The sequence below is a fragment of the Anaerolinea thermolimosa genome, from assembly GCF_001050195.2.
GTDB classification, from domain to species: domain Bacteria; phylum Chloroflexota; class Anaerolineae; order Anaerolineales; family Anaerolineaceae; genus Anaerolinea; species Anaerolinea thermolimosa.
The window spans coordinates 299,655-316,851 of the sequence record NZ_DF967966.1 but is presented as its reverse complement, the minus strand read 5'-3'; the positions used below and the strand labels follow the sequence as shown (position 1 = coordinate 316,851).

Annotated in this window: 19 protein-coding genes; 6 read left to right on the top strand and 13 right to left on the bottom strand. The window is 54.7% G+C overall.

The window, feature by feature from the left end; translation table 11 throughout:
- Positions 1 to 26: 26 nt before the first annotated feature.
- The 10 genes from ATHL_RS16830 to ATHL_RS16790 form a co-directional block, all read right to left on the bottom strand.
- The gene (locus ATHL_RS16830) at positions 27 to 614 is read right to left on the bottom strand and encodes a hypothetical protein (RefSeq protein WP_062196162.1); all 588 of its coding nucleotides are present in this window, start codon (positions 612 to 614) and stop codon (positions 27 to 29) included.
- Positions 615 to 715: 101 nt separating this feature from the next.
- Positions 716 to 1,396 carry a hypothetical protein gene (locus ATHL_RS19020; RefSeq protein ID WP_162787780.1) on the bottom strand — a complete coding sequence of 227 codons (681 nt, stop codon included), beginning with the start codon at positions 1,394 to 1,396 and terminating at the stop codon, positions 716 to 718.
- A gap of 90 nt (positions 1,397 to 1,486) precedes the next feature.
- Positions 1,487 to 1,972 (bottom strand): SRPBCC family protein, encoded by a 486-nt coding sequence (locus tag ATHL_RS16825; RefSeq protein ID WP_062196161.1) that lies wholly within the window; start codon positions 1,970 to 1,972, stop codon positions 1,487 to 1,489.
- 184 nt (positions 1,973 to 2,156) lie between these two features.
- Entirely contained in the window at positions 2,157 to 2,792 is a 636-nt protein-coding gene (locus ATHL_RS16820) for a hypothetical protein (protein ID WP_062196159.1), read from the bottom strand.
- 14 nt (positions 2,793 to 2,806) lie between these two features.
- Positions 2,807 to 4,405, bottom strand: coding sequence for an Eco57I restriction-modification methylase domain-containing protein (locus tag ATHL_RS16815; RefSeq protein ID WP_062196157.1), 1,599 nt, complete (start codon positions 4,403 to 4,405; stop codon positions 2,807 to 2,809).
- A gap of 358 nt (positions 4,406 to 4,763) precedes the next feature.
- A complete protein-coding gene (locus ATHL_RS19545; protein ID WP_062196155.1) occupies positions 4,764 to 5,162 on the bottom strand; it encodes a Zn-ribbon domain-containing OB-fold protein in 399 nt (132 codons plus the stop codon).
- A gap of 131 nt (positions 5,163 to 5,293) precedes the next feature.
- The gene (locus tag ATHL_RS16805) at positions 5,294 to 6,463 is read right to left on the bottom strand and encodes a thiolase C-terminal domain-containing protein (protein ID WP_062196153.1); all 1,170 of its coding nucleotides are present in this window, start codon (positions 6,461 to 6,463) and stop codon (positions 5,294 to 5,296) included.
- A gap of 15 nt (positions 6,464 to 6,478) precedes the next feature.
- Positions 6,479 to 7,537 (bottom strand): hydroxymethylglutaryl-CoA synthase, encoded by a 1,059-nt coding sequence (locus ATHL_RS16800; protein WP_062196194.1) that lies wholly within the window; start codon positions 7,535 to 7,537, stop codon positions 6,479 to 6,481.
- Positions 7,537 to 8,817 (bottom strand): hydroxymethylglutaryl-CoA reductase, degradative, encoded by a 1,281-nt coding sequence (locus ATHL_RS16795; RefSeq protein WP_084001670.1) that lies wholly within the window; start codon positions 8,815 to 8,817, stop codon positions 7,537 to 7,539. Before ATHL_RS16795 ends, ATHL_RS16800 begins: the two co-directional genes overlap by 1 nt.
- Positions 8,818 to 8,987: 170 nt before the next feature.
- On the bottom strand, positions 8,988 to 9,371 hold the full coding sequence (locus ATHL_RS16790; RefSeq protein ID WP_062196150.1) for a response regulator: 384 nt from the start codon (positions 9,369 to 9,371) through the stop codon (positions 8,988 to 8,990).
- 152 nt (positions 9,372 to 9,523) lie between these two features.
- Between ATHL_RS16790 and ATHL_RS16785 the strand changes: the two genes are divergently transcribed.
- Positions 9,524 to 10,624 (top strand): site-specific DNA-methyltransferase, encoded by a 1,101-nt coding sequence (locus tag ATHL_RS16785; protein ID WP_062196148.1) that lies wholly within the window; start codon positions 9,524 to 9,526, stop codon positions 10,622 to 10,624.
- A 16-nt stretch (positions 10,625 to 10,640) separates the two neighbouring features.
- On the opposite strand, the gene ATHL_RS16780 is transcribed toward ATHL_RS16785, so the two are convergent.
- From ATHL_RS16780 to ATHL_RS16770, 3 genes are read right to left on the bottom strand one after another with little or no spacing between them, the layout of a single operon-like run.
- A complete protein-coding gene (locus ATHL_RS16780; RefSeq protein WP_062196146.1) occupies positions 10,641 to 11,825 on the bottom strand; it encodes an MFS transporter in 1,185 nt (394 codons plus the stop codon).
- Positions 11,826 to 12,764 (bottom strand): DsbA family protein, encoded by a 939-nt coding sequence (locus ATHL_RS16775; protein ID WP_062196144.1) that lies wholly within the window; start codon positions 12,762 to 12,764, stop codon positions 11,826 to 11,828.
- A gap of 5 nt (positions 12,765 to 12,769) precedes the next feature.
- A complete protein-coding gene (locus tag ATHL_RS16770; RefSeq protein WP_062196143.1) occupies positions 12,770 to 13,981 on the bottom strand; it encodes an aminotransferase class V-fold PLP-dependent enzyme in 1,212 nt (403 codons plus the stop codon).
- 218 nt (positions 13,982 to 14,199) lie between these two features.
- Between ATHL_RS16770 and ATHL_RS16765 the strand changes: the two genes are divergently transcribed.
- The 5 genes from ATHL_RS16765 to ATHL_RS16745 form a co-directional block, all read left to right on the top strand.
- Complete coding sequence (locus tag ATHL_RS16765) at positions 14,200 to 14,616, top strand: single-stranded DNA-binding protein (RefSeq protein ID WP_062196141.1); 417 nt, start codon at positions 14,200 to 14,202, stop codon at positions 14,614 to 14,616.
- A gap of 14 nt (positions 14,617 to 14,630) precedes the next feature.
- Positions 14,631 to 15,296 carry a translin family protein gene (locus ATHL_RS16760; RefSeq protein ID WP_062196139.1) on the top strand — a complete coding sequence of 222 codons (666 nt, stop codon included), beginning with the start codon at positions 14,631 to 14,633 and terminating at the stop codon, positions 15,294 to 15,296.
- Positions 15,274 to 15,513 carry a hypothetical protein gene (locus tag ATHL_RS16755; RefSeq protein WP_062196137.1) on the top strand — a complete coding sequence of 80 codons (240 nt, stop codon included), beginning with the start codon at positions 15,274 to 15,276 and terminating at the stop codon, positions 15,511 to 15,513. The genes ATHL_RS16760 and ATHL_RS16755 overlap by 23 nt, the downstream gene beginning before the upstream one ends.
- Positions 15,510 to 16,031, top strand: coding sequence for a CRISPR-associated protein Cas4 (gene cas4, locus ATHL_RS16750; RefSeq protein WP_062196135.1), 522 nt, complete (start codon positions 15,510 to 15,512; stop codon positions 16,029 to 16,031). The genes ATHL_RS16755 and cas4 overlap by 4 nt, the downstream gene beginning before the upstream one ends.
- 42 nt (positions 16,032 to 16,073) lie before the next feature.
- On the top strand, positions 16,074 to 17,197 hold a 1,124-nt coding region (locus tag ATHL_RS16745; RefSeq protein ID WP_162787779.1), incomplete at its 3' end, for an LCP family protein.

Sequence of the window (17,197 nt, the reverse complement as noted above, 5' to 3'; positions counted from 1 at the left end):
GGGCGGGTGCTTTGCCTGGAAGCTTCTTACCCGTTTTGTAATTCATCGCCTGTCAGCTGTTTCAGAACGTTCCCGTTGCCGTCAAGGAGCTTAAGTGTGGTCAATTCGCTATACGGAGTGCCAAATATGACAAAGTGGCCCCTGGCAACATCAGCACTTCCGATAATCAATCCCTGATTCGGGTCACTGAAAACCGCTTCGACACTGACGACATCTCCAAGAAACACCTGACCATAAACGATTGGAATACCATCTGACCAATCCAGGCCTGCCATCACATCCCTGGGCAATGGCGATTTACCTGTCATCTGGAATTGATCAACATGCCAACCAAACAAGTTCTTCTTGATTGTAGCGTACCCGGCAATATGGATGTGTAATCCACAATCATAAGCCTGAAAGAGTAAGACTTGCTCGCCGCTTTCTTTGTTGAATGGCATTGAGGACACGATATTCACAGACACAATTTTTTGGGGAGATTTACTTGTGATTCTGGTGATGTAACTATTAACTGCCTCACTGGGGGTTGGAGATGAGTCCTGGTAGAGACGATAGAGACTGAGCATCCCCAGAACAACCAGCATTCCCAAAACGATTGATGCAAGACGTTTCATATTTCACACCCCTTGCCACTGCATGAGACCCTGCCCAACGGCCCACGCTTCAGCCACAACGCGGAGCAACGTCAGGGGGAAGCGATGTTAGCCCGTTTTTGTTATGGCAAATCACCCATTTCTAAGGTGTATGCAGTGGGTATGCCATACAAACGATAGTGTACACCAGCAAAAACCTTTTCTCTCACGTCACCTTGACCCGTTAGCGTTGGCAATGTGCTTTCAACCCAATCTCGGGCTTCTTGTTGTACTGCTCCATCGTAAGGCATTGTAGCCATAAAACCTAAAAAGGAAGCCGCAAACTCTTTGTCAGGGTTTGTAAACTGAAGAACTGAAGACTCAATTAAATCTATGGTAAATGCTTCTCGTCCATAAGTATCAACTCTTAATGAGTAATCAACCGTGTCTTTCTCGCATGTTCTGACATAATAAAGTTGCCCTTGCTCTACTGAACCACAGGTAAAACCACGTTGTTTAAGATTAACCGTTACATCTGCTGGCATTAATCCAGGAAGCAAGGCTTTAACTTTTTCAGTTGGTGATGGCGCAATTGTTGGGGAAATAAGCGTACCTGTTGGTGAAACAACTGCCGCTGTTGTTTCGGTTGGCACTGCGGCAAAAATTGTTCTTGTAACTTCGGGTGTTGATTTGGACGGATTCAATAGTCCAATTGGAACACTGCATATACAGCACAGTAAAACCAGACCTGCACATCCAATCGCCAATTTTCCAGCAGGTTTTTGTTTTTCAAACCACGTTAAAAACTTTTGAATGGCCTGCATTGTTCATCTTCTTTCTTATCTTGTCGGTTTTTATGCCCTCCCTTTTTCACGAGCGACAACAGGATGCAGCCGAGTCGCGTGTTGGGCGGCTTAGCGCATTACGCGACCCTGTATAGGCTTGTATGGTAGTTCAGTACCCTCTGCCAGAGCCTTGAAGTTCGCGTTGTACTGTGTCACCGTACGCTCAAATGCGGCACGAAACAGCAACTTGTCCAATATACTACCCAGAAGACCCCCGGGAAGACGATACTCCATCTGCCACCTTACGTCTGTACCACCCTCAGAGGGCTGCAGATGAGTGGTCGATGTCATGACTCCGCCAAGCGGCGTATTGGCTGTTTGCTGCATGACACTGGGAGGTTCGTACCGTGTGACCGTCATTCGTTGTTCCAGTCGTCTTCCCATTCGCCAGTACACCATGGTATACGCTGCGCCGAGACGCAGTGGGCCATCAACATCCTTTACTTCGAGAATATCGTACTGCCACTCCGGAATACGCTCAATCTGTTGGTAGAGCGTTGCCACACGCTCAATAGGTGCATTGATATGGAAGTTCAGCCGAATGATTCCCACCATGTCCTCCAATATGAGCTTGCCGCCCAACGATTGGCGTTAGCGGCGGCGGGGTAGGCGGGGAGACACCATGGCCAAACAGAGCCAATTCCAGCCAAGCCGCCCCGTACCACCAAGGCAAAGCCCTGTCCATTGCACACTGTGTTAGCAAGCCTTTTGATTTCATGCGACTTTTGCTTTTAAGAATTTATATCGGTTTGAAAAAATTCCTTTCATTGTAAGTATCTTTGATTTTGTCAAAAAATTCGTCAATTCTCAATTGTGGAATTGTATCTAGCAATGCTGGTGGGTCTTGCGTAAAGTCAACCTTCAAAAAGGCGAAATGTTCATATTTGTCTTTTGTATTTCGCCAATCCCCCCTATTAGTAATAAGCCTGAAAAGTTGTTCTGCCCTTGCCAAATCAACCATTTCTTCACTTTTTCCAGGTTTGATTGGTTTTGTCGGAAGCAAATAAATATAGCAAATAACCGCCATTGGAAATCTGTCATGTAGAGAAATACAATCTCCAATAATTTCTTCATAATACGTCAAAATATTTTTTCCGACTGATGACATTTGGCTTCTAATTCCAACGATGATAAAAGGTCCGTTTACTTCATCAATTACTGCAATGTCAACATCTTTAGGTTTGTGAGAACCAAAAACGGTGGCTTCTTTGAAGATTTTTTCTCTCGGTACTCCGATACTTACGAGTTCTTCAACGCAATAATCGTGCAGAAGATTTATAAACCCTTGTCCCCTTACCGCTATGGTCGGGTCAGTGAGATAAGTACGTTTCATTTCTTCAAGGCATAATAGCAAGTTTTGAATGTTGGCAGGCATGTTTACTCCGTAAGTTATAAGTTTTTTCTGAGCCTTGAATTCCGCCATTTTCTCAGAATTTGTACTGCTTCTTGAATAAGTAGAATTTCGTTTTGAGACAATCCAATTGCCTTAAGTGAATATATATCACCCAATAGATATGTGTCATCTAATGAGGAATTTTTTAGTAAACAGTCAATTTCGGTAAAAAAACTTTTGTCAACATTATTTAGTTTTTCAGGGTCGAGAACTTCTACTTTATCTGTTTCGCCAGGAATAAAAACCAATACACCACCGCCAAGTGAATGCACTTTCATTTCAATTGATAAAAGAGTTAATGAGTTATACCAACTTAACGCAACTTGTCTTTGAGATATAGTTTTTTGTTTTAGAAATCCACATAAAAAGCTGTTCGAGGCAAGATAATTGCCCGAATTAATATACAATCTGGGCTTATCGCCAAAAACCGTCAGAATAATATCTGGGATTTCAATGCCAGGCGTGATATACCAAGGCTTTCTTTGGCGGCACTTAAATCTTTTGTGAACTCCTAACTTTTCTCCATGCTTGATATATGGGTGATTTGGTTTTGCCAGTTTTGGATAAAAAAGCCTTGTTTCAACTTGTTTAGGTTTAATTTCTAGCCCTATATCTTTTTGTTTCAAAACTTTTGCATTAGCAATACTTGGAATCAAGTCTCTATCAGAAATTCTAAAAGACTTAATTTCTTTGGTTGTGGGGTGAAAATAGGTTTGGTCTGCGCTAACATAACCTATTTTGAACTTGCAAAAATCGCTGATTGGCTTGATGTAACCTTTAGAGCGAAGTTTGTTAATAACTTGAAGGTGACTTGTATCAAGTAAATTAGATACAAAGGGGCGTTCCCCACTTAAAATAGACTCAATTGAAATGGTCACATTTTTAGCCATCATTCCATTGAATAGATGGATTCTTGTATCGTAAATTTCATAATTCACAAAATTTGTCGAACCGCTATATCCTTTTGCAATTAGTAAAACGGTTTCAACGTCAACATCGGGAAAAATATCTTCAAAGACTCTTACTACTGTTAATTCCGAGAAATGCTGGCTCAGGTATTTCCATAATTGTTTCGAATATCTAACGTAAGTGACTTCAAATGGCAAAACAAAAGCCAATGTTCCGCCATTTTTCAAGAAAGCGCATGAGTGAATGATAAAGGGAAACCATAAACTACCGCTTGATTGCATATTAAAACCATTCAATGAAAGCAGACGTTTCGCTCGTTCTCGTTCAGATTTAGAAATTTTATTTAGCCCAATATAGGGAGGATTTCCAATCACAATATCAACTGGAAAAGGCTCTACAGCGATAAAATCACTTGAAATAAATTTATCCGAATCTAAAAGTGGGTGATTGGCATATTGTGAAATTGCACTTTCTTGAATTTCTACCGCATATAGGTTTTTCTTGAGGTGTTCTTTCCATCCTAATTCAATATAGCGGTCAATTATGGCATCAATAAAAGAACCATCGCCAAAAGAAGGCTCTAAAATAGTTTGTGTCTTTCTTTCAATTACTCTGTCTGACAGATAGTGGGAAACATCACCAGAAGTAAAAAAAGCGCCCTTTAGTTTTTTCTCGTATTCGAGCATTTTTCACCCGCCAAAAGTCATTGTTAGAACAATCATTCACATTATAGCACGACGAAAACTTACTAATTGTGCAAACGACTTGGCAACTAATAACTATACAGATATCTGATACACAGCATTTTTACCGTATACCTGACCCGAAAAAGCGCGCTACACTGCGATTATTGTTTAGTTAACTCGCGTCCTCTGCTGGCAACCAACCCTTATTCTTAATATAATCCAAATTCGTTAAGCTAAGCCATTTTGCGCCCCCACTGGTAGCATGATCCTTGAAGCATCGAGAAACCCCATGATTCAACAGGCCTGAATCAACGAAGCGCCCCCATTCCTGGGGGGCGCTTCGCGTTATCTTTTCTGATTATTTCAAAACCGGCCTGAACTTATACCCGTAAAGGATCACTCCGCGTTCTTCCTCATCTTCACGGATTTTTCGCGTGACCATTTCCACGGGCATGCCAATCTCAACGGGCTGTTCGCCCAGGTCGGTAAGCTGGGCGGTAACTACGGGGCCTTCTTCCAACTTGACGAGGGCCACCGTGTAGGGGGTGGTCTTCTCATACCCGGCGGGCGCATCATGCATCACCGCAAACGAAAAGACTTCTCCCCGCCCGCTGAAATCGAAGCGGGTTTTGGCCTCTCCCCCACATTCCGGGCAGACGTCGCGCGGCGGGAAGATCTTTGCCTCACAGTGCGGGCAAACCTCTCCCACCAGGGAATAGCGTTGCTGACGAATTCTCCAGTGACGTGGCACTTCCATGACAGATCTCCTTATCTACAAACGGTAAAACCGTGTTCTGGTAATCGTATCCAATGATGCCTGCATTGAAGGTCAGGCTAACTTTACCGATGAATACCTCTCAAAAGCTATCAAAAGCTCTGAAGAATCTCTCATCCTTTCGGTTCCCAGCGTTCAAGCACATGCGTCACCGCTGTAGAAGCCGGCCCGGCGAGGTTTTGCACCAGCGCACGTTTTGCCCCCGCCACCTGGCAGGCTCCCGCTTCACCCCTCAGCTGACGCGCCGCCTCAACGATCTGATACACACCGCTGGCACCAAGCGGGTTGCCGCGGGCTTTGAACCCTCCCATGGTCTGGATGGGAAGCTTTCCATCACGGCGCAAAGTTCCATCCTGGAGAAGCTCCCAGCCCTTTCCGAGCGGGGCGAAACCCGCCGCCTCCAGCGAGAGCGCCGCATAGATAGAAAACGAATCGGTCAACTCGAAGAAATCCACATCCTGCGGCGTGATACCTGCCTGGCGACAGGCGCGCTGTACCGAGATACGCGCCGCATCGAAGGCAAGCGGGTCGGGGCGGTCGTGCAGGGCCAGGGTGTCGATGACCACCGCCGAACCGCTCACCCGCACCAGCGCGCGCCCCGCTGTTGCACGGGCCAGTTCAGGGCGGGTGAGAATCACCGCCGCCGCCCCATCGGCATAAGGGGCCATATCGAACAGGCCAAGCGGGTCGCATACCATGGCTGCCTCTTCATAAGCCTTGAGGCTGATGGGCCTGCGGAACATGGCGTGAGGGTTTCCAACCGCGTTCTCATGCGCCAGCACGGGGAAGCCTGCAAAAACCTGGCGCGGCACCCGGTAGGTATGCATATAACGCCGCATGACAAGCGCCGCCTGCCCCGCCAGGGTTAGCCCCTGGGCGGCTTCAAAGTCGTAATCCATGCCTTCAGCAATCGCATTCTCCAGCCCCGGGCCCACCACGTCGGTTACCTTTTCTACCCCAACCACAGCGGCAACATCCACCAGGCCAGAGGCTACCGCCAGATACCCCATGCGGAAGGCTCCCCCGCCCGAGGCTTCAGCGGCTTCTACGGTGAAGCCTTCAATGCCCCGGTGATTGCTCCAGTCGGTCAGCAGGGCCCCCAGGTTGCTCTGGTGAGAAACCGTCGAGGCCAGAAAATTCCCAATGTACAGCGCCTGCGGCTCCAGGCCACCGGCATCCTTCTTGGCCGCCAGCAGGGCGCGTGTAGCCTGAGAGCGCAGAGAAAGTTCCCAGTGTTCTCCAGCCGGGATCAGGCCTGTACCGGCGATAACCACTTCAGGCATGAAACCTCCCTCCCCTTATTCGGCCAGCTTACCGCGAAAACGCGCATAGGTGGCGTAATCGATCTCGGTACGGCGGGCAATGTAATCGGCAGTGCGGGGTGCCAGGTCACGCTTCTCGGGGAGCGCCGCGGTGACTGCAATGTCGAAGGCATCGGAGCCAGCCCCCGACCCGAATGAGACCACCAGCACGCGATCGCCCGGCTGAGCCACATCCAGCACGGCAGTGAGGCCGATGAGTGCAGCCCCGGCATACGTGTTCCCGATGACCGGAGAAAGCAGCCCCGGCCTGAGCTGCTCTTCCTGAAAGCCCAGCAGTTGCCCGGCCCGCTGAGGGAATTTGGTGTTGGGTTGATGGAAGACAGCATAGCGATAATCCGCCGCAGTGGTACCCATCTCTTCCATGAGCGCACGGGCAGCTTCAGTGATGTGACGGAAATACGCCGGTTCGCCGGTAAAGCGCTGGCCGTGTTCGGGGTAACGCTGCCCGGCGCGGCGCCAGAAATCGGGCGTATCGGTGACGAAGGAATAAGAACCCTGGATCACCGCCAGAGAATGTTCAGCCGGGCCGAGGATGTACGCCGCCCCGCCCGATGCGGCAGTGTACTCCAGCTGGTCACCCGGGCGACCCTGAGCCGTATCCATGCCGATGGCCATGGCGTAATCGGCCATGCCTGAACCTACCAGCCCGATGGCCGCAACCAGCGCCTCGGTGCCAGCCTTGCAGGCAAACTGCCAGTCTCCCGCCTGAATCGACGGTCCCGCCCCGATGGCCTCAGCCACAATGGTGGAAGAGGGTTTGACCGCATACGGATGCGACTCAGAACCGACCCACACCGCGCGCAATACCTCCGCATGGATCTGCCCTCTGGCCAGAGCATTGCGTGCGGCCTCGATAGACATGGTCACCACATCTTCATCCAGCCCGGCGACAGCCTTTTCTTTCACTGGCCCGCCGCTCTCACTGCCTTCCCACAGGCGCGAAATATACTTTGCGGGCAGGCGATAGCGCGGTACATACGCCCCGTACCCCACAATACCGACCGCCCGGGCAGGTTTCATAACACGATTGGCCATCATGAAGCACTCCACTCTTTCAGAATTTCCTGCGCGCGATCAATGCGCACGGTTTTCTCTTCGACCAGGCGGCTGGCCAGGCGTTCGATCTGATCTCCCACCGCCCCGGCGGCGATGGCCACCTGGCGGGCATGCAGGCTCATGTGCCCGCGCTGGATGCCTTCGGTTGCAAGGGCGCGCAAAGCGGCGAGGTTTTGCGCCAGCCCTACCGAAACAATCACCTCGGCCAGTTCCGCCGCCGAGTGTACCCCCAGCAGTTTCAGCGCCACACGTGCAGCCGGATGCACCCGGGTAGCGCCGCCGACGATCCCAACTGCCATGGGCATTTCAAGCGTACCCACCAGGTTGCCCTCGCGGTCTTTTCCCCAGGTGCTCAGGGGGCGGTAGACCCCACTGCGCGCGGCGTAAGCATGAGCACCGGCCTCGATGGCGCGCCAGTCGTTGCCGGTAGCGATGACCACCGCATCCACGCCGTTCATAATGCCCTTGTTGTGCGTGGCAGCGCGGTAGGGATCGGAATCGGCAAAGGCCCAGGCGGCAATAATACCATCGCGCACCTGTTCGCCAGTGTAGCTGTCGAAAGCAAGCGTTTCCAGGGGGAGAGTACAGCGCGCCCGCGCCAGCCGCCGCTCAGCCAGGTTGGTAAGAATGCGTAAATGCACCCGTCCACCGGTAATGTGCTCCACGCGGGGTGCAAGGCGTTCCATAGCGGTGTTGACGGCATTGGCCCCCATCGCATCCCGCACGTCATAGACCAGGTGCAGCACCAGATACGCCCCCAGAGCCGGATGTTCCAGCAGGCGCACCTGCAGGTCACGTGCTCCACCACCGAGCTTCTGTAGCACAGGGTCTACCGCGCTGGCGGCCTCGAGCAGTTCATCGCGGTGCTCGAGGAGTTTTAACCGGGCAGTGGGGGCATCATCCAGGTCAAGGATCTGCATCTGGCCGATCATTTCGGGCGCAGTGGTGGTGGCCGAGAACCCTCCACCCGCACGCACCAGTTTGGCCATGAAGGACGCGCTGGCCACCACCGATGGCTCTTCGATGACCATCGGCACCAGCACATCGCGCCCGTTGACCCGAAAATAGCGCGCGATTCCAAGCGGCATCCCGAAGATACCAATCACATTCTCAATCATCGCATCGGCCTGTTCCTGACTCAGGCCACGTATACCACTCAAAATCTCAACCTCAGCCAGGTCGATCCCTGCTTCCCGCGCAACCCACTGGCGGCGTTCCTCCAGGCTCAGGTTGTAGAACTTAACCGCTTGATCCGACATGCTCACTCCTATTTGGACAACCCTTGTACAAACAATATACTATAGGGCTCGGCTCACTCATAGCCTGAATGAGCCGATATATAACCTCTGGTTACTTGCAAAAGCTATCAAAATGGGTGAGACAGGTAAGCGGGCCTCCCGCAGGTGGGGGAGCAGTGGGCGGTGTTGGTTCAGACGGGAGTCTCTCCGCGCAGAAACCCCGCGACGGTCTCCGCAAAATGCGGCACATCGAGCGGTTTAGAGATGTACCCATCACAACCGGCATCCAGGGCACGTTTGCGGTCGCCGGGAAGGGTGTGAGCAGTCAACGCCACGACGGGAATCTCGCGCGTGAGGGTATTTGCTTTGAGCTGACCGGCCAGCTCCCAGCCGTCGATTTCCGGCAGGCTCATATCGAGCAGAATCAGGTCAGGGCGGTGATCGCTGAGCCAGGTCAGGGCCTGCCGTCCATCCGAAACCCCCACACCTCTGAACCCTGCCTGCTCCAGTAGAAACAGCACCAGTTCGAGGTTATCGGCATTGTCTTCGATGACCAGAATCTGTTCTCCTGCCATGCACTCCCTCCGGTGGTGATTTCCTGCCGCGGCTTCTTTGGATACTCATGCCTGTGAATCTGTTATAGCATAAATTTTGTGGAACTATCTCTGCCCTGAACCCTCGAAGTGCGTTCCAGGTGGCTGCCAAATGAGGGTAGAATTAAACCAGAATGGATGCAAGTTCTCTGCCTCTTGACCGCATTCTCCAGGGAGACTGCATCGAAGTGATGCAGTCCCTTCCTGAAAAATCGGTAGACCTGATCTTTGCCGACCCTCCTTACAACCTTCAACTGGAGGGGGAATTATGGCGCCCCAACCAGACCCGGGTGGACGGCGTGGATGATGAGTGGGATCATTTTACCGACTTTGCCGAGTACGACCGCTTTACCCGTCAGTGGCTGACGGCCTGCCGCCGGGTGCTGAAAGATACAGGCACCATCTGGGTCATCGGCACTTACCATAATATCTACCGTGTCGGCACCATTCTCATGGATCTGGATTTCTGGATCCTGAATGATATTGTGTGGATCAAAACCAACCCCATGCCCAACTTCCGGGGAGTGCGTTTTACCAACGCTCACGAGACGCTCCTCTGGGCACAGAAGATCAAAGGGGCGCGTTACACTTTTAATTATCAGGCCATGAAATTGCTCAACGATGGGAAGCAAATGCGCAGTGACTGGCAGCTTCCCCGCTGTGTGGGAAAGGAACGCATCCGCGTCAACGGCCTGAAGGCCCACTCCACCCAGAAGCCCGAGGCCCTCCTCTATCGGGTGATCCTCTCCAGCACCCGACCGGGCGATGTGGTGCTCGATCCGTTCTTTGGCAGTGGCACCACCGGCGCGGTGGCCAAACAAACCCACCGCCACTGGATCGGCATCGAACGCAACCCTGCCTACGTGGCCATCGCCGAAGCGCGGATAGCCGCTGTTCAACCGCCCCCTCTGCACGATTCGCTTGCATCCTGGGAGAACCGGCGCACACGCCCGCGGGTTTCGTTCCTCAAACTGGTGGAAAAAGGCTGGCTTAAGCCCGGGCAAACCCTGTATTTTGACTCCTCCGCCCGCCTAACGGCCACCATCACCCCCGAAGGTGTACTGCAGTGCAACGGCCTGACCGGCTCCATCCATCAGGTAGGCAGAGAACTTCTACACGCTCCCTGCAACGGCTGGCTGCACTGGTATTACCTGGATGAGGCGGCGGGAGAAAAGCGCCCCATCGATGAATTGCGCGAGCGTTACCTGCGCGAAATATCTGCCGCCGGTACGTGAGGGTGGCGCGCATACCTCAGGTTTGGGCCAGCCTGCCGCGCGGCAACCCCACGAGCAACGCCGCCGGGCCGGCCAGCAAAATCCACATTGCGGTCTCCAGGCCCCATTGCTGGGCCGCCAGACCCACCCCCAGCGGGATGAGCTTGCCCACCCAGCCGAACAGATTGCTTACCGTCATTACCGTGGCGCTCTGCCCGGGCATGGCTGAATACAGATGCCCCATGAGCACCGAATACCAGCCAGAATTAAAGAAGCCAAGCAATCCCAGCAAAAGAAACTTGAGGGCAAGCGGTTCTACCAGCAAGAAAGCCGGGAAAAGCATCAACTCCAGCACCACGCTCACCCGCAGATAGGCCAGCCCCGGAACCCTTTCCAGCAACGGAATGAGCAGAAAGTCACCCAGCAACCCGACCCCCGTCCAGATGCCCACTCCCAGCGCCGCGGTTTCAGGGGAAAGGCCTCCCACATCTACCAGGTAAAGCGCCAGGTAACCGTAAAGCACATCCAGCATCAGGTCAGAGAACTCCAGTAAGACCAGCCAGCGTACCACCTCTCCCCGCTTCAGAGCACGGAGGGCATTTCTGAGACCCTCCGCAAAGGAGAGCCGCGGTTCATCCGCCTTTGTCTCCGGGGCGGCGGGTGAGAGCATGCGCCAGGTGAGCACGAGGGCCACCAGGCTTACCCCCGCAAAAACCAGAAAGAGCCCCCGCCAGCCCAGTCCCAGGGCAATTGCCGCACCCAGCGCCAGTGGCCCGGCCGTCACACCCACCGATCCGGCGAAAGTCCAGCGAGCCATGTTCTGTTCGTGGCGGTGGGGCTGAACATCCATGAGTGAAGCCTGCGAGAGGCTTACGAAAGCTCCCGAAGCCGGCCCCAGCAGGCAGGATGCCAGGAGGAAACTGAAATACTCCTGCCCCTGGCTGAGCCAGAAAAGGGCAAGGGTAAAAGCCACACCGCCACCCAGAATGAGCACACGCCGCCGCCAGACATCGCCCAGAACGCCCAGAAACGGCTCAATGAGCATTCCCGCCAGGTAAGGCAGGCTGATCGCCAGGCCAATCTGAGAGTAACTCAGGCCGAGATCATCCCGGATCAAAGGCCAGGCGGCTTCACGCCCGCCATACACCAGCTCATCGAGGAATTCAATGAACAGGAAGAGAAGGATAACCCCGCTCAAACCGGCGATGCGGTTTTCTTTCACTTACTTCATCCAGTAAAACAACCCTTCGAGTTGAATGGCGTACACCCGGTAGGGCTTCGGCCCCACCATGGGCACCCCATTGATAAAAATAGTGGGGGTACCAGGAAAGTTAGTCCTGCGAATCTCATTCAGAAGTTTTTCAACGCGGGTCTGCGTCTGCGGGTCACTGGCGCAGGTCTCGATCTGGTTCGCGTCAAGCCCCAGGCTGGCAAGCAATTGATGGACGTAGGACGGATCATCGAGGTTAGCTTTCTCGGTGGTGAAGAGAACATCGTTCATCGCCCAGTACTTTTCGGGGTCGGCATGATACACGCAATAACCGACGCGGGTAAGGAGGTCGGTTTGCTCCTTCACCTGATATTCGCCGAACCTGAATTCAGGTCGATATTTTTGCACCAGGGCGCGGATGGAGGGGTAAACCTTGCGGGTGTAATCGCAGGCGTAACACCCCACCATAACGATTTGATTGCTCGCCCCGGCATTCAGCACCGGCCAGTCACTCAGATCAACATTCTTGAGGGTTACACCGCGTTCCGGGTTATCACTGAGGGAACAGGTTTGACCGAGGGTCGAAACCTGGTTGTTCTGGCCGGTGGGGTCAAACACGCAAAAGGCAGAATTGTTCAGCCCGTTGCAACTTCCGGTAACGTAGAAGAGGTACACCCCCCGTACCGCCATCACACTGCTGCCCAGCAGGAGAAAGAAAGCCACCCACGAAAGCAGTTCGAAGTGGCGGTTCAAGAAACGCGCACCGGCTTCTGAGCGGGTGATGACCACCCCCAGAATTTTCGCCTTGATTTTTTCATCGAAGCCGGTGTTGCAGGGCCGCAGGGTGACGCGGCGCAAAACGCAATCGAGAGCCTCTCTGGCCAGCTGGCGGTTAGAGGCGCTGAAAATTCCCAGAATGGAAAGCACAATAAAAGAAACAATGCAAAGCATATCGGTTAGAGAACCTTTCGGATCTTTTTTAAGGAGTCAACCAGCAAGGACACTTCATCGAGCGTGTTGTAGAAATACATGGAAGCACGCACACAACCCGCAATCTGACGGGCGTGGAACCAGGAATGGACACAGTGCTGTCCGGAACGCACCATCACACCGGCCATCTGGTCAAGCATGAGAGCAATGCGGTGCGAGTCGATCCCCTCGATGAAAAAGGAAACGATCCCGCCGCGCAGAGCAGGGTCTGAGGGGCCAATGAGGTGCAGGCCGGGGATTTCGAGGAGCTGGCTGGTAAGGGCGCGGTTGAGAAGCCATTCCTGCTTCTGGATGGCATCGAAGCCCAGGTTCATCAGATATTGGGCCGCGACCCCCAGCCCGATGATCCCCGCGTAGTCTTGCAATCCGGCCTCGAACTTTTCGGGCGGGGGGAGGAATTCGCAGGTGGTGTAGGTGGAGGAAGCCACCGTGTCGCCGCCAACCTGAAAAGGCTGGAGTTTTTCGAGGAGGGCGTACTTCCCGTACAATACGCCTGTGCCCGAAGGCCCCAGCATCTTGTGCCCCGAAAGGGCGAGGAAATCAACATCTAACGCCCGCACATGAATGCGCTGGTGCGGAGCGGTCTGGGCGGCATCCAGGAGCACCAGGGCGCCCACCTGATGGGCTTTTTTAATGATCTCTGCCGCCGGAAGGGTCACGCCATCGAGGTTGGAGGTAAAACCGAAGGATACCAGACGCACTTTCCGATCCAGCAATCGGCTATACGCATCCATGTCAAAGGTGTTATCCGGCCGGGAGGGGACAACCCGGAGCTCCACCCCTGCTCTCCGGGCCAGCATTTGCCATGGAATCAGGTTGGAGTTGTGTTCCTTATCGGTCAGAAGCACCACATCGCCAGCATTCCAATCGAGAGCATGCGCCACCAGGTTGATCCCCTCGGTGGTGTTACGCGTAAAGACAATCTCCTCTTTCTTTGCCGCACCCAGGAACCTGGCGAGCGTGGCACGCGCCTGATCATACTGGCGGGTGACCTCTGCGGCCAGATGGTGCATACTGCGCCCCGAACAGGCCGAAGACTCCTGATAGTAGCGGGTGACAGCCTCGATCACCTGACGGGGACGTAAGGTTTGACAGGCATTATCAAAGTACGCGCCCGTTTTCTGATCCGGTTTTTTTTGAAAAAACGGAAAATCCTGCCGTACCCGGGTAAGATCCATGATCATTCCTCCGTTGTGGTCGACAACGCCCCCATTATACCGCCGCTGGAAGGTTTCGTTTTGCACCTGTACCGGGTATCCATCACCCCTGAAGGGTATCTTCTATCTTCCCGGGGAAATTGCCTGCAGAAAAAATCGAAAATTTTTCCTATTTTCGTGTACAATCTTAAAGAAGAAGTATCGCTGTCGTTTGTGTTTCAGAAAGGATCGGGCTATCCATGTCTTTCCATACCATTATTATCGTCGGTAACGTCGGGCGCGAGCCTGAGATGCGCTTTACCCCCAACGGCCAGCCGGTGACAAGCTTCTCGGTGGCTTCCAGCCGCTCTTACACCAACCAGCAAGGCGAAAAAGTAGACGAGACCATCTGGTTTCGCATCTCCGCTTTCGGCAAACTGGCCGAAACCTGCAACCAGTACCTCCACAAGGGATCGAAGGTGCTGGTAGAGGGGCGCCTCATCCCCGATAAAAACGGCGGGCCACGCATCTGGCAGAGGCAGGATGGAAGCCCGGGAGCCTCGTTTGAGGTAACCGCCAACACCGTTCGTTTCCTCTCAGCGCGCGGTGAGACAGAACCCGGGGCACCGCTGGACGAAGGTCTTGCCCACGATGATTCGGCAGAAATCCCCTTCTAGGCAGATAACCCTGAATGGATCATCTCCCCGAGATCGTTGAACGCATTCATCAGGCTCTGGAGGCACGCACCCGCGCCCGGGATGAGGCGCTGGCTCAGGCGCGGGTGCTCACCCGCCATGCGGCGCACGCCATCCGCGCCATTCATCGGCTGGAACGTGAGGTGGCTCACGAACAGCTCGAAGCAGCACGGCAGATCGCGGCCCGCTTAAAGGCCGACCTGGCCGGTTTCCCTGACCTGTATTACGCCGGGTACACGCAGGACGCCATCAAAGAGTTTGCCGAGGCCAGTATCGCCTGTGCACTGATCGAAAACCAGCCACTGCCTTCACCAGAAGAGCTGGAGGTGGAGTGCGCCACCTACCTGAACGGACTGGCAGAGGCCGCGGGTGAACTGCGCCGCCGCATCCTCGATATTCTGCGCCAGGGCTACTCCCCCGAAGCCGAACGGCTGCTGGCGTGCATGGATGACATTTACGATACCCTGGTCACCATGGACTATCCCGACGCGGTCACCAACGGGTTGCGCCGCCAGACCGACGTGGCCCGCAGTCTGCTGGAACGTACCCGGGGAGACCTCACCATCAGTATGCGCGAAGAACACCTGGAGAAAGTCCTTCGGCAGGCCGTCGACCAGCTGGAGAACAGCCGCGGCAACCATGCGAACGATTCGCGCCTCTGAGATTGGTTCGTTTCTGTATTGTCGGCGGGCCTGGTGGTATCAAAAGCAGGGGGTTGCCTCTGATAACCAGGCGGAGCTGGTGGAAGGCACAGGGTTCCATCGCCGTCATGGAGGGGAAGTGCTGATGGCCAGCCTGCTGCGCATGGCAGGCTGGGTGCTTTTGTTCTTTGGGGTAATTTCTCTGGCCGTCGGGCTGACGGCTCTCCTGCTGCAATGAGCCCCTGGCTGGCGCTGGCACTGGTCTTTCTCATGCTGGCGGGGGCGGCTCTGTGGCTTTCAGTGCGTCAGCAGCAAAAGGCAGGCCTGCCTCCTGGGCGGGTCATCACTGCCGATATGGGCGGCTGGAAGCACCCTGAAAAACCTTTCTACGACCCCCAGACCGGGCTGACCGGACGGCCAGATTACCTTGTAAAGCAGGGAAATACATTCATCCCGGTAGAGGTGAAGAGCGGCTGGGCTCCACCTGAACCGCATGAAAGCCACGTTTACCAGCTGGCGGCGTACTGCCTGCTGGTGGAACGCACTCACGGAAGCCGCCCGCCGTATGGCATCCTTCGCTATCGCAACCGCACCTTTGCCATCGACTACACCCCCCGGCTGGAAACCGCCCTGCTGGAGCTGATCGAGACGATCCACGCCTGCCAGCGGCGCGGAGAGATAGACCGTTCGCATAACGAGCCCGCCCGCTGCGCCCGCTGTGGATATCGCAAAAGCTGCGACCAGCGCCTGGCCTGACGCGATGCATCTACCAGGCGGTTTGTGTGGTTTAATAAGACCATGAGGTGCGCAGTGAAGCGGCTGGCCCGGATCATTTACCTGGGGGTGGCGCTGATTTTCGGCGCGTGCGCCGCACTGCCCTCTGCGGCAACCCCTGCCTTGCCTTCTCCGGCGCGTTTCACCCTTTCGCCCTCACCCACCTTCACCTCCACGCCCTCACCCACCCCTATTCCACCCGAGAACTTACCCGTCTGGAGTACGTATCCGGCTCCGCGACTCACCCCCGCCACACCGATACCCCCGCCGTTCGGCCGGGTGGCCCTGCCGGAAGGCATGCACACCCTCCTGCTGGTCGGGCAGGATCAATTCAGCCCTTACCTGGGGCGCAGTGACGCCCTGTTGCTGGTCTTGTATCATCCCCGCCTCGCCAAGGCCAGCCTGGTATCCATCCCTCCCGACCTGTTCGGTTATTTGCCCGGGTATACCATGCAGCGTCTGTCCTCAGCCTATGCCGCAGGGGGCATTCGTCTACTGACCGGTGCCGTGGAATACAACCTGGGCATTCGACCGGATGACTGGCTGGTAGCCAACATGGATGACTTTATTCTGTTGATTGACGAGCTGGGCGGGATTACGGTGCCGGTCATGCAGGCCATTCCCAACGCCTGTGGCGATTTTATCTACCCGGGTGAAGTCTTCATGGAGGGCTGGCTGGCGGCCTGCTATGCCCGCTTACGGGTAGGCACCGATGAAGCCGCCCGTGGACTGCGGCAACAACAACTCCTTTTCATCGTCCTGCAACGCCTGGCAGGGGGAGGGAACCTCATCCGCCTGCCTGAGCTGTACCAGCTGTTCAACCGGCGTGTACGCACCAGCCTCACCCTGGAGGATGTGGCAACCAACACCAGTCTGGTTCTCAGGCTGGCCGACCCCAAAAGGGTGGGGTTTTTCCAGATGGGCGAGAATGAAACAGAGGTGTGGCAGATCTCGGAGCAGCCCCCGGCCACCGTGTTCCTGCCCCACCGCCCGGCGATTCAGGCATTGCTGGAGCGCGCCATTGACTTTGCCAGCAAGCCCGCCCCTTTCTCTGATCTGGTGGTTACCCTCGAATATGAGCTGACGGTTTCTCCAACCCCAACCCTCTCTCCCACTCCCACTGCCACCCCCACCGGGACGGCAACCCC

What these genes read in the sequence shown, in the direction of transcription:
- ATHL_RS16770 (WP_062196143.1), bottom strand. Translation starts at nt 13,981, where the DNA reads ATGGATCTTACCCGGGTACGGCAGGATTTTCCGTTTTTTCAAAAAAAA.
- ATHL_RS16825 (WP_062196161.1), bottom strand. Translation starts at nt 1,972, where the DNA reads ATGGTGGGAATCATTCGGCTGAACTTCCATATCAATGCACCTATTGAG.
- ATHL_RS16830 (WP_062196162.1), bottom strand. Translation starts at nt 614, where the DNA reads ATGAAACGTCTTGCATCAATCGTTTTGGGAATGCTGGTTGTTCTGGGG.
- ATHL_RS16820 (WP_062196159.1), bottom strand. Translation starts at nt 2,792, where the DNA reads ATGCCTGCCAACATTCAAAACTTGCTATTATGCCTTGAAGAAATGAAA.
- ATHL_RS16815 (WP_062196157.1), bottom strand. Translation starts at nt 4,405, where the DNA reads ATGCTCGAATACGAGAAAAAACTAAAGGGCGCTTTTTTTACTTCTGGT.
- ATHL_RS16805 (WP_062196153.1), bottom strand. Translation starts at nt 6,463, where the DNA reads ATGCCTGAAGTGGTTATCGCCGGTACAGGCCTGATCCCGGCTGGAGAA.
- cas4 (WP_062196135.1), top strand. Translation starts at nt 15,510, where the DNA reads ATGAGCCCCTGGCTGGCGCTGGCACTGGTCTTTCTCATGCTGGCGGGG.
- ATHL_RS19545 (WP_062196155.1), bottom strand. Translation starts at nt 5,162, where the DNA reads ATGGAAGTGCCACGTCACTGGAGAATTCGTCAGCAACGCTATTCCCTG.
- ATHL_RS16760 (WP_062196139.1), top strand. Translation starts at nt 14,631, where the DNA reads ATGGATCATCTCCCCGAGATCGTTGAACGCATTCATCAGGCTCTGGAG.
- ATHL_RS16790 (WP_062196150.1), bottom strand. Translation starts at nt 9,371, where the DNA reads ATGGCAGGAGAACAGATTCTGGTCATCGAAGACAATGCCGATAACCTC.
- ATHL_RS19020 (WP_162787780.1), bottom strand. Translation starts at nt 1,396, where the DNA reads ATGCAGGCCATTCAAAAGTTTTTAACGTGGTTTGAAAAACAAAAACCT.
- ATHL_RS16800 (WP_062196194.1), bottom strand. Translation starts at nt 7,537, where the DNA reads ATGGCCAATCGTGTTATGAAACCTGCCCGGGCGGTCGGTATTGTGGGG.
- ATHL_RS16795 (WP_084001670.1), bottom strand. Translation starts at nt 8,817, where the DNA reads ATGTCGGATCAAGCGGTTAAGTTCTACAACCTGAGCCTGGAGGAACGC.
- ATHL_RS16775 (WP_062196144.1), bottom strand. Translation starts at nt 12,764, where the DNA reads ATGCTTTGCATTGTTTCTTTTATTGTGCTTTCCATTCTGGGAATTTTC.
- ATHL_RS16785 (WP_062196148.1), top strand. Translation starts at nt 9,524, where the DNA reads ATGGATGCAAGTTCTCTGCCTCTTGACCGCATTCTCCAGGGAGACTGC.
- ATHL_RS16755 (WP_062196137.1), top strand. Translation starts at nt 15,274, where the DNA reads ATGCGAACGATTCGCGCCTCTGAGATTGGTTCGTTTCTGTATTGTCGG.
- ATHL_RS16765 (WP_062196141.1), top strand. Translation starts at nt 14,200, where the DNA reads ATGTCTTTCCATACCATTATTATCGTCGGTAACGTCGGGCGCGAGCCT.